Origin of the sequence: Paenibacillus sp. FSL R5-0914, assembly GCF_038004525.1 — a bacterium.
Classification (GTDB): domain Bacteria; phylum Bacillota; class Bacilli; order Paenibacillales; family Paenibacillaceae; genus Paenibacillus_AQ.
Window position 1 is genome coordinate 1601458 of record NZ_JBBORH010000001.1, and the last position, 12883, is coordinate 1614340.

Annotated in this window: 10 protein-coding genes, 14 tRNA genes and 3 rRNA genes; 25 read left to right on the plus strand and 2 right to left on the minus strand. The window is 46.5% G+C overall.

What is annotated here, in order from left to right; all coding sequences use genetic code 11:
- Window positions 1–81 precede the first annotated feature (81 nt).
- The 17 genes from rrf (MKX60_RS06955) (at window position 82) to MKX60_RS07035 (ending at window position 4806) form a co-directional block, all read left to right on the plus strand.
- Window positions 82–198: ribosomal RNA gene (gene rrf / locus MKX60_RS06955) — 5S ribosomal RNA — on the plus strand.
- A gap of 45 nt (window positions 199–243) precedes the next feature.
- Window positions 244–320: transfer RNA gene (locus tag MKX60_RS06960), tRNA-Ile, on the plus strand.
- A gap of 20 nt (window positions 321–340) precedes the next feature.
- A tRNA-Ala gene (locus MKX60_RS06965) sits at window positions 341–416 on the plus strand.
- 170 nt (window positions 417–586) lie between these two features.
- Window positions 587–3515, plus strand: a 23S ribosomal RNA gene (locus MKX60_RS06970).
- Window positions 3516–3589: 74 nt separating this feature from the next.
- A 5S ribosomal RNA gene (rrf, locus tag MKX60_RS06975) occupies window positions 3590–3706 on the plus strand.
- Window positions 3707–3712: 6 nt separating this feature from the next.
- Window positions 3713–3788, plus strand: a tRNA-Asn gene (locus MKX60_RS06980).
- Window position 3789: 1 nt separating this feature from the next.
- Window positions 3790–3865 (plus strand) — tRNA-Thr (locus MKX60_RS06985).
- An 11-nt stretch (window positions 3866–3876) separates the two neighbouring features.
- Window positions 3877–3951, plus strand: a tRNA-Glu gene (locus MKX60_RS06990).
- Window positions 3952–3991: 40 nt separating this feature from the next.
- Window positions 3992–4067 (plus strand) — tRNA-Val (locus MKX60_RS06995).
- Between the two features lie 43 nt (window positions 4068–4110).
- Window positions 4111–4185 (plus strand) — tRNA-Gln (locus MKX60_RS07000).
- A gap of 5 nt (window positions 4186–4190) precedes the next feature.
- Window positions 4191–4263 (plus strand) — tRNA-Lys (locus MKX60_RS07005).
- Between the two features lie 15 nt (window positions 4264–4278).
- Window positions 4279–4362: transfer RNA gene (locus tag MKX60_RS07010), tRNA-Leu, on the plus strand.
- A gap of 6 nt (window positions 4363–4368) precedes the next feature.
- Window positions 4369–4443, plus strand: a tRNA-Gly gene (locus MKX60_RS07015).
- An 8-nt stretch (window positions 4444–4451) separates the two neighbouring features.
- A tRNA-Arg gene (locus tag MKX60_RS07020) sits at window positions 4452–4528 on the plus strand.
- A 31-nt stretch (window positions 4529–4559) separates the two neighbouring features.
- Window positions 4560–4633 (plus strand) — tRNA-Pro (locus MKX60_RS07025).
- Between the two features lie 11 nt (window positions 4634–4644).
- A tRNA-Gly gene (locus MKX60_RS07030) sits at window positions 4645–4718 on the plus strand.
- A gap of 14 nt (window positions 4719–4732) precedes the next feature.
- A tRNA-Pro gene (locus MKX60_RS07035) sits at window positions 4733–4806 on the plus strand.
- Window positions 4807–4907: 101 nt separating this feature from the next.
- Here MKX60_RS07035 and MKX60_RS07040 read toward each other — a convergent pair.
- The gene (locus tag MKX60_RS07040) at window positions 4908–5321 is read right to left on the minus strand and encodes an ImmA/IrrE family metallo-endopeptidase (protein WP_339271807.1); all 414 of its coding nucleotides are present in this window, start codon (window positions 5319–5321) and stop codon (window positions 4908–4910) included.
- Between the two features lie 31 nt (window positions 5322–5352).
- Window positions 5353–5781 (minus strand): helix-turn-helix domain-containing protein, encoded by a 429-nt coding sequence (locus tag MKX60_RS07045; protein ID WP_042192135.1) that lies wholly within the window; start codon window positions 5779–5781, stop codon window positions 5353–5355.
- A 287-nt stretch (window positions 5782–6068) separates the two neighbouring features.
- On the opposite strand from MKX60_RS07045, the gene MKX60_RS07050 reads away from it, so the two are divergent.
- From MKX60_RS07050 to MKX60_RS07085, 8 genes are all read left to right on the plus strand, one after another.
- On the plus strand, window positions 6069–6563 hold the full coding sequence (locus tag MKX60_RS07050) for an ArpU family phage packaging/lysis transcriptional regulator (protein ID WP_042194591.1): 495 nt from the start codon (window positions 6069–6071) through the stop codon (window positions 6561–6563).
- 425 nt (window positions 6564–6988) lie between these two features.
- Window positions 6989–7402 carry a phage tail terminator family protein gene (locus MKX60_RS07055; protein ID WP_076300986.1) on the plus strand — a complete coding sequence of 138 codons (414 nt, stop codon included), beginning with the start codon at window positions 6989–6991 and terminating at the stop codon, window positions 7400–7402.
- Window positions 7399–7578, plus strand: coding sequence for a hypothetical protein (locus MKX60_RS07060; RefSeq protein ID WP_341059389.1), 180 nt, complete (start codon window positions 7399–7401; stop codon window positions 7576–7578). Before MKX60_RS07055 ends, MKX60_RS07060 begins: the two co-directional genes overlap by 4 nt.
- Window positions 7578–8900 (plus strand): phage tail sheath family protein, encoded by a 1323-nt coding sequence (locus tag MKX60_RS07065; RefSeq protein WP_341059390.1) that lies wholly within the window; start codon window positions 7578–7580, stop codon window positions 8898–8900. The genes MKX60_RS07060 and MKX60_RS07065 overlap by 1 nt, the downstream gene beginning before the upstream one ends.
- A gap of 1 nt (window position 8901) precedes the next feature.
- Window positions 8902–9372 carry a phage tail tube protein gene (locus MKX60_RS07070; protein ID WP_341059391.1) on the plus strand — a complete coding sequence of 157 codons (471 nt, stop codon included), beginning with the start codon at window positions 8902–8904 and terminating at the stop codon, window positions 9370–9372.
- A gap of 113 nt (window positions 9373–9485) precedes the next feature.
- Entirely contained in the window at window positions 9486–9908 is a 423-nt protein-coding gene (locus MKX60_RS07075) for a phage tail assembly chaperone (protein ID WP_042131197.1), read from the plus strand.
- Between the two features lie 190 nt (window positions 9909–10098).
- Window positions 10099–12123: a hypothetical protein gene (locus tag MKX60_RS07080; RefSeq protein WP_341059392.1), complete on the plus strand. Its 2025-nt coding sequence runs from the start codon at window positions 10099–10101 to the stop codon at window positions 12121–12123.
- A 1-nt stretch (window position 12124) separates the two neighbouring features.
- Window positions 12125–12877 (plus strand): LysM peptidoglycan-binding domain-containing protein, encoded by a 753-nt coding sequence (locus MKX60_RS07085; protein WP_076300990.1) that lies wholly within the window; start codon window positions 12125–12127, stop codon window positions 12875–12877.
- The last annotated feature ends 6 nt before the right edge of the window (window positions 12878–12883 follow it).

Here is a 12883-nt window from a genome sequence, read left to right on the forward strand (position 1 = left end):
GTTAAACTTCCATTATAGAACCTTCGGGTTCGAACACTCACTCGTGTTCAGTTTTGAAAGAGTAAGTCTCTTTCATATACGTTTGGTGGCGATAGCGGAGGGGTTCCACACGTACCCATCCCGAACACGACCGTTAAGCCCTCCAGCGCCGATGGTACTTGGACCGAAGGGTCCTGGGAGAGTAGGACGCCGCCAAGCGGACAACCATTCTTTGGTTGATTCACAATGTTATATATGTTATATGGGCTTTTAGCTCAGTTGGTTAGAGCGCACCTCTGATAAGGGTGAGGTCGGTGGTTCGAGTCCACCAAGGCCCACCATATAACTTTATATCTTTTATGGGGCCATAGCTCAGCTGGGAGAGCGCCTGCCTTGCAAGCAGGAGGTCAGCGGTTCGATCCCGCTTGGCTCCACCATAATTTTTAATTCAATACTTTCTTTAAACATTGATCCTTGAAAACTGGATACCGAAACGAATTTGCGTTTTAGAACATCTTTTAGCAACTTGTGTAAACAAGTAAATGTTATTAGTGAGATGATTCCAAAAGAAATGTCATTGTATGATATTTTCCTGCGGAAAAATCAAGGTTAAGCTAATAAGAGCACACGGAGGATGCCTAGGCGCCAGGAGCCGACGAAGGACGTGGCGAACAACGAAACTGCCTCGGGGAGCTGTAAGCAAGCTTTGATCCGGGGGTGTCCGAATGGGGAAACCCAGCTGTGGTAATTCGCAGTTACTCATCTCTGAACACATAGGAGATGTAGAGGCAGACCAGGGGAACTGAAACATCTAAGTACCCTGAGGAAGAGAAAACAATAGTGATTCCGTCAGTAGCGGCGAGCGAACGCGGAACAGCCTAAACCTAAGAGCTTGCTCTTAGGGGTTGTGGGACGTCTCACATGGAGTTACAAAGGAATATGGTAGGTGAAGAGGTCTGGAAAGGCCCGCGATAGAGGTAAAAGCCCTGTAACCTAAACTGTGTTCTCTCCGAGACGGATCCCGAGTAGTGCGGGGCACGTGAAACCCCGTATGAATCCAGCAGGACCATCTGCTAAGGCTAAATACTACCTGGCGACCGATAGTGAAACAGTACCGTGAGGGAAAGGTGAAAAGCACCCCGGAAGGGGAGTGAAATAGAACCTGAAACCGTGTGCTTACAAAAAGTCAGAGCCCTATTAATGGGTGATGGCGTGCCTTTTGTAGAATGAACCGGCGAGTTACGTTTAACATGCAAGGTTAAGTCGAGAAGACGGAGCCGCAGCGAAAGCGAGTCTGAATAGGGCGATTTAGTATGTGGACGTAGACCCGAAACCGTGTGATCTACCCCTGTCCAGGGTGAAGGTGCGGTAACACGCACTGGAGGCCCGAACCCACGCATGTTGAAAAATGCGGGGATGAGGTGGGGGTAGCGGAGAAATTCCAATCGAACTCGGAGATAGCTGGTTCTCCCCGAAATAGCTTTAGGGCTAGCCTCGGTATAAGAGTAGTGGAGGTAGAGCACTGATTGGGTGCGGGGTCCGCAAGGATTACCAAGCTCAGTCAAACTCCGAATGCCATATACTTATTGCCGGGAGTCAGACAGTGAGTGCTAAGATCCATTGTCAAAAGGGAAACAGCCCAGACCATCAGCTAAGGTCCCCAAGTGTGTGTTAAGTGGGAAAGGATGTGGAGTTGCACAGACAACCAGGATGTTGGCTTAGAAGCAGCCACCATTGAAAGAGTGCGTAATAGCTCACTGGTCGAGTGACTCTGCGCCGAAAATGTAACGGGGCTAAACACACCACCGAAGCTATGGCTAGATACGTATGTATCTGGGGTAGGGGAGCGTTGTATGTGGGTTGAAGGTGTACCGTAAGGAGCGCTGGACAGCATACAAGTGAGAATGCCGGTATGAGTAACGAAAAGATCAGTGAGAATCTGATCCGCCGAAAGCCCAAGGTTTCCTGAGGAAGGCTCGTCCGCTCAGGGTAAGTCGGGACCTAAGGCGAGGCCGAAAGGCGTAGTCGAAGGACAACAGTTTGAAATTACTGTACCACCGTAATCCGCTATGAGCGATGGGGTGACGCAGGAGGGTAGTGACGCGGACTGATGGATATGTCCGTCTAAGCAGTGAGGCTGATGTGTAGGCAAATCCGCACATCGTTAAGGCTGGGCTGTGATGGGGAGCGAAAATTACAGTAGCGAAGGTCATGATCTCACACTGCCAAGAAAAGCCTCTAGCCAGGAGAAGGTGCCCGTACCGCAAACCGACACAGGTAGGCGAGAAGAGAATTCTAAGGCGCGCGGAAGAACTCTCGTTAAGGAACTCGGCAAAATGACCCCGTAACTTCGGGAGAAGGGGTGCCCCGGTAGTGTGAATAGCACGAGGGGGCCGCAGTGAAAAGGCCCAAGCGACTGTTTAGCAAAAACACAGGTCTGTGCGAAGCCGCAAGGCGAAGTATACGGGCTGACGCCTGCCCGGTGCTGGAAGGTTAAGGGGAGTGGTTAGGGGTAACCCGAAGCTATGAACCGAAGCCCCAGTAAACGGCGGCCGTAACTATAACGGTCCTAAGGTAGCGAAATTCCTTGTCAGGTAAATTCTGACCCGCACGAATGGCGTAACGACTTGGGCGCTGTCTCAACGAGAGATCCGGTGAAATTTTAATACCTGTGAAGATGCAGGTTACCCGCGACAAGACGGAAAGACCCCATGGAGCTTTACTGCAGCTTGATATTGAATTTGGGTACGATCTGTACAGGATAGGTGGGAGCCGTAGAAATCGGAGCGCAAGCTTCGGTGGAGGCGCCGTTGGGATACCACCCTGATCGTATCTAGGTTCTAACCTAGTACCCTAATCGGGTACGGGGACCGTGTCAGGCGGGCAGTTTGACTGGGGCGGTCGCCTCCTAAAGAGTAACGGAGGCGTTCCAAGGTTCCCTCAGAATGGTTGGAAATCATTCGAAGAGTGCAAAGGCATAAGGGAGCTTGACTGCGAGACCTACAAGTCGAGCAGGGACGAAAGTCGGACTTAGTGATCCGGTGGTACCGCATGGAAGGGCCATCGCTCAACGGATAAAAGCTACCCTGGGGATAACAGGCTTATCTCCCCCAAGAGTCCACATCGACGGGGAGGTTTGGCACCTCGATGTCGGCTCATCGCATCCTGGGGCTGAAGTAGGTCCCAAGGGTTGGGCTGTTCGCCCATTAAAGCGGTACGCGAGCTGGGTTCAGAACGTCGTGAGACAGTTCGGTCCCTATCTGTCGTGGGCGCAGGAAATTTGAGAGGAGCTGTCCTTAGTACGAGAGGACCGGGATGGACGTACCGCTGGTGCACCAGTTGTTCCGCCAGGAGCATGGCTGGGTAGCTACGTACGGACGGGATAAGCGCTGAAAGCATCTAAGCGTGAAGCCCCCCTCAAGATGAGATTTCCCAATTAGTAAGACCCCTTGAAGACGACGAGGTAGATAGGTTGGAGGTGGAAGTGCAGTAATGCATGGAGCTGACCAATACTAATCGGTCGAGGGCTTATCCTATACTTAAGACGCAAATTCAATTCGGATTCAGTTTTCAGGCGATTAAGCCTGAGCATTTACGCTGTAAATGCCCGTTTGGTGGCGATAGCGGAGGGGTTCCACGCGTACCCATCCCGAACACGACCGTTAAGCCCTCCAGCGCCGATGGTACTTGGACCGAAGGGTCCTGGGAGAGTAGGACGTTGCCAAGCGGATATTCCCTGATAGCTCAGTTGGTAGAGCACTCGACTGTTAATCGAGTTGTCACAGGTTCGAGTCCTGTTCGGGGAGCCATGCTCTCATAGCTCAGCAGGTAGAGTGCTTCCATGGTAAGGAAGAGGTCACCGGTTCGAATCCGGTTGAGAGCTCCACAGATTTGCAAGGCCCGTTGGTCAAGGGGTTAAGACACCTCCCTTTCACGGAGGTAACATGGGTTCGAATCCCATACGGGTCACCAACTTTTACTTGTACTTACCCTTAGAGGGTCCCATAGATATGGAGGCTTAGCTCAGCTGGGAGAGCATCTGCCTTACAAGCAGAGGGTCGGGGGTTCGATCCCCTCAGCCTCCACCATAATCTTCCTGAGGGATTATGGGCAACATAGAGGTACCATCAATGGGGATTAGCCAAGTGGTAAGGCAACGGACTTTGACTCCGTCACTCATAGGTTCGAATCCTATATCCCCAGCCAAGTGCGAGCCATTAGCTCAGTTGGTAGAGCACCTGACTTTTAATCAGGGTGTCGAAGGTTCGAGTCCTTCATGGCTCACTTTTATTATTACATGCGCGTGTGGCGGAATGGCAGACGCACCAGACTTAGGATCTGGCGTTTCACGACGTGGGGGTTCAAGTCCCTTCACGCGCACCACTTATTGCGGACGTGGCTCAGCGGTAGAGCATCGCCTTGCCAAGGCGAGGGTCGCGGGTTCGATTCCCGTCGTCCGCTCCATAATTTTTGCGCCCTTAGCTCAGCTGGATAGAGCGTTTGACTACGAATCAAAAGGCCGGGAGTTCGAATCTCTCAGGGCGCGCCATTTTTTTTATTAAGCAATTATAGTATTTTAACGGGATGTAGCTCAGCTTGGTAGAGCACCTGGTTTGGGACCAGGGGGTCGCATGTTCAAATCGTGTCATCCCGATTTTCACCTTTGCGGGTGTAGTTCAATGGTAGAACTTCAGCCTTCCAAGCTGATAGCGTGGGTTCGATTCCCATCACCCGCTCCATAATTTTATAGTAACGGGATGTAGCTCAGCTTGGTAGAGCACCTGGTTTGGGACCAGGGGGTCGCATGTTCAAATCGTGTCATCCCGATACTCAGCTTAATTGCTCTTAGAAAGCTCTTACTTCGGTAAGAGCTTTTTTTGTTATGTATAGAATTAAAACACGCATAAATTCATATATCATATGTTCTATCATTCTTCCAAAAGAAACTGTACTTCTGGCGGAATGCCAATCCGTAGATAATAACTTTTACAGGATTCTTCTTGCTCAGGATTACTGCCTATGGATAGTAGCTTTACAGCAAAGACGTTAGCTTGACGCTCAAGCTTGCCAGGAGAGAAGTAAGAGCTTTCTTCTAGGAAAAAGCGGTTAATCCCCTTATGAAGACGATCATGTCCTAATTCATGCGCACAAACGAAGCGCTGCCACTCAATTGGCAACTCATTATGAATAACGATAAATCTTCTTCTTAGTTTTCGGTAATATAATCCCTTTGTGCCTGTCCCAAGGTTCATGAAGCGAATATGAATACCTAGCGCTGAGGCCAGCTCGAACGGACAGTTGGTTTTATATTTTTTAATCAGATTATTGATCAGTTCATCCATATTCTTCACCTGCAGCATGTTAGTGTAGTTATTAAGTGTTGTTGGATTTCTTTCTCTTGTTCATCTGTTTGGCTTCCCAGAATAAGCCGGTCAGTACATCTTTTATCCTCTGTTTGTCATCCTTGTCTAGTGGAATCCCATCAAACATCAGCTCTCCATCATCCTCCAGCATTTTACGGAAGTCACGTTTATCCTTGCTTGTAGCCCACTCTGGGACAATCTCTTCGCTTGGAAGAGCCTGTTCCTGCAAATACCCCGCTTGATCCATTAGCTCCTCGTACGGGACTCCTGTAGCCTCTGCTATTTTGCGTAATGTAGTTGGCTTAGGAACACCTCTTAGACCATTTTCAATCCGTGAAATCTGTGATCCGCTAATACCTGCTGCTGCTGCCAATTGATTAATAGTAAGTCCCTTAGTTTCGCGAAGTTGCTTCATATAATCCCCAAAATCCTGTTTCATCTCAACCACTCCTTATAGACTGAAGCTTATGTTATTAATATAAGCCTTTTTTGCCAATTGGTAAACAACAAAGCGTATATTATTGCCAAAAGGCAAGATAATGGAGGGAAAACTATTCTTTTTCGCCCAAAACAGACTCAAACGGGGTTTTACGAGATTGGTAGAGAAGTGGTATATTATAGAAAAATACGAACAGAATACGAACACTTTTATATTTTAGCACATTGCTTAGGAAACTTCCGCAATTTAATCTCATTCTGTTAAAACCTAAAGGAGTGCATAAAATGATGAACTTATCTGCTTTACCGGAGCTAGACCGTCGCCGAACCCAGGTCGCTATAGAGAGCATGTTGGAGAAATACCGTATTTTTAAGACCGTTACATTTGAGGCTAAGGAAGCCAGTACTACTTATTCGTATACAGAAAGATTTCATGGTCCTACGAATACTGTTACTGATCAGACTGCTGCGATAGCTTCTTATAATGTGGATATACCGGCTGCTAGGAGGGCTTTTTGCTCGGCGATAGACTCTGTGGTAGAAAGACTCGATACGAGGGAACAGCAATTAGTAAGAGAGCGTTATATGAAAAGAGACGAAACGTACGATTATACGATTTACAATCATGTGTTTGATCCACCGGTAAGTAAGGATACTTACGTGAAGATACGCTCGAAGGCTTTTTATAAGATGGCTTTGGCTTTAACGGATCTCGGTCTACTGTCCCTTAACACTTTAATAACAGCACCTAGAGTGAAGAAAGAGAAGATTAGTATTACTTAAGAGATATAGACGGTTACTAAAGACTGTGTCGTCCGAGCGGATGATGCGGTCTTTTTTTATTGATTTTATGTTCCTCCGAAAAACCGCTCTATACCATCCCAAAGCTAGCTTAAACCTCGTCGGTATACCGTCTCTGCAAGGCAAATAGGGGTGTATATTTATAACATGGCAAATGAAGCAAAAAGAACACCGCAAGAGCATGAATGCTCTGCTAATAGTTCAACCCTAGTGGTGATGAGAACAAATCTAGCGGTGAAAGATTCTTTTGGCATTGGCCTAGTATAGAAGGGTATTATCCAACATTGGATAGTATCCTTTTTGTTCTTAATTTTAGTAGAGGGGGTGTCTTCTTAAATGTTAATGCAATTGAAGGTTAACACCATCAAAGATCGGCGATCCGCCGCAGATCAGAAAGGAATGAAGTGATGTCTGTACAACAATTACGAGAACACATTACGAGTGCGCTGGAGAGGTACTTTCCAGATGTGCCTGTATATGTGGAGGGGGAGAAACCTCAGACGGCTTATTTTTATCCCGGACTGATCTCAGCGACTCTGGATCGGCAGCGGGAAGGCCGATATTTAGCGGTCTATCGCTTCGGTATCCGTTATGAACAAGGCAGTCTTCTGGAAGCTGAGAGAATGGCAGATAAGCTGAGTGAGGCAATGGCAGGGATGGAGCAAGAGGGTGGCTCCTTTCGTGTAGCTAGGCAAGCCTGGGAAGCTGGGGTAGAGGGGCATGGACCGCTTTTTACAACGGACTATATGGTGTATTTGCAAAGTGAGAAGCCTGACCCTATTAAGATGGGACAAATGATAGGAGGAGAAAGACTGAAATGAGCACAAAGGTGAGTAATGGAGATCGTTTTGGTAAAGAGCAGATTGTGAATTCATCGCTTTTTACGGTTAAGGAAAAGGATGTGCTGAACGTTATTTTGCAGGATGACAAAAGTTATACGATCGAAGAAGCGAAGCAATCTATGGGATTGTTTATGAATAAGGAGGTTTTGAACTAATGGCAGGCGGAACATGGACAACTCAAAATAAGGTACGCCCCGGGGTGTACGTAAATGTAGCATCGAATCAAGGTGCCATCGGCAAAATGGGAGAACGCGGAATTACTGCTTTGGCACTTGCCTTATCTTGGGGAGAACCCGGAGTGATCATGAAGATTACCCCGCAGGACGATGTAAATAAGCTGCTAGGTTATGATCTGGAACATTCGACACTACTACCAGTGCGCGAAGCGCTGAAACGTGCGGGAACGTTACTGCTCTATCGATTGAATGAAGGGGTTAAAGCGGCGGTCACGAACAATGGTCTACAGGTTACGGCTAAATATGGCGGTGTACGCGGAAATGATCTTTCTGTTGTTATTGAGAAGAATATTGAGAATAATGCTCTTTTTGATGTAAAGACACTGCTGAATGGAACTGAACTGAATAAGCAAACGGTTGGAACGGCTGAAGAGTTGGTCGCTAACGATTATGTACAATTCCAGAAAAATGGTGCAGAAGGCTTGAAGCTAACCGCAGGGATGCCGCTTATTGGCGGAGCTAATGGTACGGTGACAAATGGTGCGCACAGCGATTTCTTGTCTGCTCTTGAGGTGCTTGAGTTCCAAACGGTTGGACTAGTATCGCAGGATAGTACGCTTAAGGCGCTGTATAGCTCTTGGGTAAGACGACTACGGGATACGGAAGGTAAGAAGGTGCAGGCTGTACTATCGGATTATGCTACTGCGGGTCATGAGGGTGTGATCAGCGTGAAGAATGGGGTAGTACTGAGTGACGGAACTATGATTGATAATAACAATGCTGTTGCTTGGGTGGCCGGTGCTACGGCTGCTGCTGCGGTGAATCAATCGCTGACTTATCAGGGATATGACGACTCCGTTGACGCTGATGTGCGGCTTAGCCATTCTGAGACGACTGCAGCTTTGCTGCGAGGTGAATTGCTCTTTACTTACAGTGGAGGGCGAGCTGTGGTGGAGCAAGATATTAACACGTTTACGGCATTTTCTCCGGATAAAGGCAAAGCGTTCTCCAAAAATCGTGTGCTACGCGTGCTGGATGGGATTGCGAATGATCTAAAGCGTATTTTTGAGAACTACTACATTGGTAAGGTAGCCAATAATGAAGATGGACGGGCTCTGTTCTGGTCACAATGTGCAACTTACATGAATGATCTGCAGGATATGGGGGCGATTGAAAGCTTTAATGCGCAGACCGATGTTGTCGTTGTGGCAGGTACTGATAGCGATAGTATTGTGCTCGACGTGGCTGTGAAGCCAGTTGATTCCGTAGAAAAAGTATATATGAAAGTGAAGGTGGTTTAAGATGGCATTTTTAAAAGCTAGTGATACGATTTCCGGCCAGGAGGGCCGTGCGTATGCCGTGATTGGTACGCAAGCTGAAGAGATGTTCTATGTGAAGACGCTTGAAGCTACGGTAGAAAAAACAAAGGCAGAGGTGAAGACTCTAGGCCGCCGTGGTGTTCAGCATAAAGCGACTGGATGGTCGGGCAGCGGTTCGATGACGATTTTTTATATGACTAGCCGTTTCCGCCAGATGATGCTCGATTATATGAATACAGGTGTCGATCAATATTTCGATATTGAGGTTACGAATGAAGACCCATCGTCCAGTGTGGGAGCACAACGCATTATTTTAAAAGGAGTGAACCTTGACAGTGTCATCATGGCTTCTCTTGATACAGAATCAGATGCGCTGGAAGAAGAAGTGAGCTTTACCTTTGAAGACGTGCAGATTGTGCAAGCTTTTGGCGCTCCAGCAGGCACTGGAAACTAATAAAGACAACTAGATAGGAGCAAGTAAGGCCCGGGCGTGCAGGTGAGCGGCGGGTCTCTTCTCTGTCTAGTTAGTAGTACTAGAAGAAACTAAATCATTTTAGGAGGAAGACAATGAGTGAATTAAGTTTGTTTTTTGCGCAAAATGTAGCATGTGACACGACCGAGGAGTTTGTGGTATCGCAGCGGTTTAAGGATAAGGAAGGGAACGCAGTTGCCTGGAAGCTACGCAGTATGAACGAGGATGAGAATCAGGAATGCCGTAAAGCAGCTACTCGTAAGGTCAAAGGTAAGAACGGAGTGTATACCTCCGAGATTGAACCGAATGATTATATGGCTAAGCTTATGACCTCAAGTGTAGTGCATCCAGATCTGAAAAATGCTGAGCTACAGCGTTCTTATGGCGTTCTTGGTGCCGAAACGCTGCTGCGTAAAATGCTGCTTCCAGGTGAATTCGCGGCACTGGGTGAACGGGTACAGGCCTTGAATGGCTTCGGTACAGATATGAACGAGCTGGTGGATGAAGTAAAAAACTAATCAACGAGGGCGACAGTGAAGCGAACTTAGCTTACTACGCCCTCCACGAGCTTCATATTTTACCGCATGAGCTAATGAAGCTGTCTTCACGTGAACGTGCCGCAATTTATGCGATGATTGCTGTTCGTGTGGAGAAGGAGAAGCGGGATCAGGCACGGAGTAAGGCGAGGAAGAGATAGGGGGTGAATGAATGGCAGGTATGCAAAACAATATAGCTGGAATCCAGCAAGTCTCCAATCAATGGATTAATGATATAACCAATCAAATTACAACTCAGGTTTCTGCAAATATTTCAAATTCCTTTTCCGCAACTTTAAACCGAATCAGTATGAAAATAGTCAATAAGCCCGTGTACAACATCACTAACAATTACAGTGCAGCTTATACCAGAATTCAAGCTTCTATTGGAGGCGCAGTACAGGCTCAGGAGAGACTGAACGATGCGGCAGAACAAGGAGCAGCAGGTGCTGAGCAGCAGGCGGGTACATGGGAAAAGATCACCGGTGCTTTTGGGAAAGCCAAAGGTGTGCTGGAAAAAGTTAAAGGAGTTATGGAAAAGGTGCTTGCGCCTGCAGCTGAACAGCAAAAATGGGAGGATCTTTTTAAAGCGAAAACCGGAAATGCTGATGTTGGTGTGGCAATGTTTGATAAGTTCAAGAAGAGGGCACTAGATACCGGGCAGGATGTAAACAAGTCCATGGAAAGTGTCTTGTCGTTTTATCCTAAAACTCAAAATACGGATCAGTTAGATAAGCTTATGGATTATTCCACAAGGCTAAGCATGATGTCTCCGGAGGGTAAAGATATTGGTGATACTTCATCGGCGATTACTTCTGCTTTTGAGGGGGATTCTAGTGATTTAGCATCCATGCTTCAGGTGGATAAAGAGGATCTGGGTGGACTTGATCTAGTGGCCGGAACGGGCAATATGGAAGCCTTTTTGAGTACTTTGGGAGATATTATGACAACGTCAGGGATGACGAGTGATTCGCTACAAACCATGATGGATTCACCCGTTAATCAATGGCAAGCTCTTCTTGGAAACTATAACAACTCTCTGGCTGGTATGGGAGAAGGTGCTCTTGCGGCATTGTCACCACTATTAGGCATTCTTAACCAGGCATTTTCAGATGGAAGCTTTCAGCCAATTATCGATGGGATAGCGATTGGACTGGCGATACTTGCACAAGTATTCTCGCAGGTCGTACAAGGTGCATTGTATCTCTGGAGTGTTCTTAGCAACCCTGTTGTTTTGCCGATTGTTTTGGGTGTTGTTGCTGGAGTTATTGCCTTAGCAATCGCGATGAATGCCTCAACAATTGCAACTAGAATTTCATCTATTGCTACCGGAATTGCTACCGCAGCCCAAGGCATTTTCAACGCTGTGATGAGTGCTAATCCAATTGCACTTGTAATAGGGCTTATAGTTGCACTTATAGTAGCATTTTTAGGGATTGTGGCAGCCCTTCAGCCTGTGAGGGACTTTTTGGCGAATATGTTCAGGGGACTGGGACAGCTCGTTGCAGAATTTGTGGGCTTTGTTATCGATCTTTGGACCGGATTTGTTAATGGTATTATTGGCGCTGTGAACTTTTTGCTAGATAGTATAAATAAAGTAGTTGGAGCTGTTGGCAAATTTATTGGTATAGAGTCGGAGATCAATCTTCATATTGAAGAGGTTGATAGCAGTCAATTCAAAAAGGATTTGCAAATGGACATTGGAGCTTCTTTTAATTCAGGGGCAGAAAAAATCCAGAATTTTGATATCAATAAGTTTAAAGAAAAATTAAATGTAGGTGGAAATAAGAGTAATAACACCACATTAAATCAGTGGAATACTACCCATTCAGGGGATTTGTCAAAACCTTTGCAAACGCCTACCGTACCTGAAATTCCAGTAGTTCCTACGATGAATACACCTTCAGCTACGGGTTCTTTTCAAAATGCAGGAACTCCAGGTAATCTAAACACCGTAAACCGCGTGAAGCAACTCGACTCCATCAACGACACTGTAGACATCTCTAGCGATGATCTGAAAATGCTGAGGGAGCTGGCGGAGATTCAGGCGATCCAGAATTTTGTGCAGCTGACGCCGACGGTGCAGGTAACAACTGGAAATATCAACAATGCTGGAGACATTGATACGATTATCAACAAGATCGGGCAAAAGCTGAACGAAGAGTTTGTCTCTACAGCGCAGGGGGTGTATACGTAACGTGGAAGAGTACGGGATTTTTCTTGGTTTTAATAATCAGGCGGAAGCATTCCGGCTACCAGTCAACCCGGAGACCTTAGAGATCAAAGAGAGCGGGGATGGAAAAAGCTATACCATTATAGATTTGGGTGAAATCAATACGATTGCTTATCCGAAGCTTACGGAGATTACAATTGAAAGTATTTTTCCGGCACAAAAGTATCCGTTCGTATTGGTGCAAGAAGACGGGTTGAAGAGACCTTTTGAATATGTGGAGCTGATTAAGAAGTGGATGACTAGTCGCAGACCTATTCGTTTTGTATTCTCTGGGGTGAGTTATGCTGATGACTTGAAAAAAGCTGATGGGAAGCTAAACAACCCTCAGAAATGGTTAAAGGAATCATCGACTAGTGAGGATAAATCCATAGAAATTGATTTCGGTGTGAACATGGCTATGAGTATTGAAGGTTTCTCTTGGAAGCTCAGTGCGGGTACATCAGGGGATATTGAATATTCTTTATCTCTCAAAAAGTATGTATTCTATCAAGCGGTAGCAGTTAAGGTTGTCAAAGATGAAGTGAAGGTAGAACAGAAGCGGGCTAATGAAAAGCCCAAACCTAAAACGTATATCATGAAATCTAAAGACAATCTATGGAAAATCGCTAAAGAAATTCTTGGAGATGGCAAAAGGTGTGGAGAAATCCAGAAACTTAATGGCATTAAAGATAGTGAGCTGAGGAAGCTTCCAATCGGTAAGGTCATTAAGCTACCGTAGGAGGCT

Excerpts from the sequence above, each read along its gene's own strand:
- MKX60_RS07040 (WP_339271807.1), bottom strand. The coding sequence starts at position 5,321 with ATGGATGAACTGATCAATAATCTGATTAAAAAATATAAAACCAACTGT.
- MKX60_RS07045 (WP_042192135.1), bottom strand. The coding sequence starts at position 5,781 with ATGAAACAGGATTTTGGGGATTATATGAAGCAACTTCGCGAAACTAAG.
- MKX60_RS07050 (WP_042194591.1), top strand. The coding sequence starts at position 6,069 with ATGAACTTATCTGCTTTACCGGAGCTAGACCGTCGCCGAACCCAGGTC.
- MKX60_RS07055 (WP_076300986.1), top strand. The coding sequence starts at position 6,989 with ATGTCTGTACAACAATTACGAGAACACATTACGAGTGCGCTGGAGAGG.
- MKX60_RS07060 (WP_341059389.1), top strand. The coding sequence starts at position 7,399 with ATGAGCACAAAGGTGAGTAATGGAGATCGTTTTGGTAAAGAGCAGATT.
- MKX60_RS07065 (WP_341059390.1), top strand. The coding sequence starts at position 7,578 with ATGGCAGGCGGAACATGGACAACTCAAAATAAGGTACGCCCCGGGGTG.
- MKX60_RS07070 (WP_341059391.1), top strand. The coding sequence starts at position 8,902 with ATGGCATTTTTAAAAGCTAGTGATACGATTTCCGGCCAGGAGGGCCGT.
- MKX60_RS07075 (WP_042131197.1), top strand. The coding sequence starts at position 9,486 with ATGAGTGAATTAAGTTTGTTTTTTGCGCAAAATGTAGCATGTGACACG.
- MKX60_RS07080 (WP_341059392.1), top strand. The coding sequence starts at position 10,099 with ATGGCAGGTATGCAAAACAATATAGCTGGAATCCAGCAAGTCTCCAAT.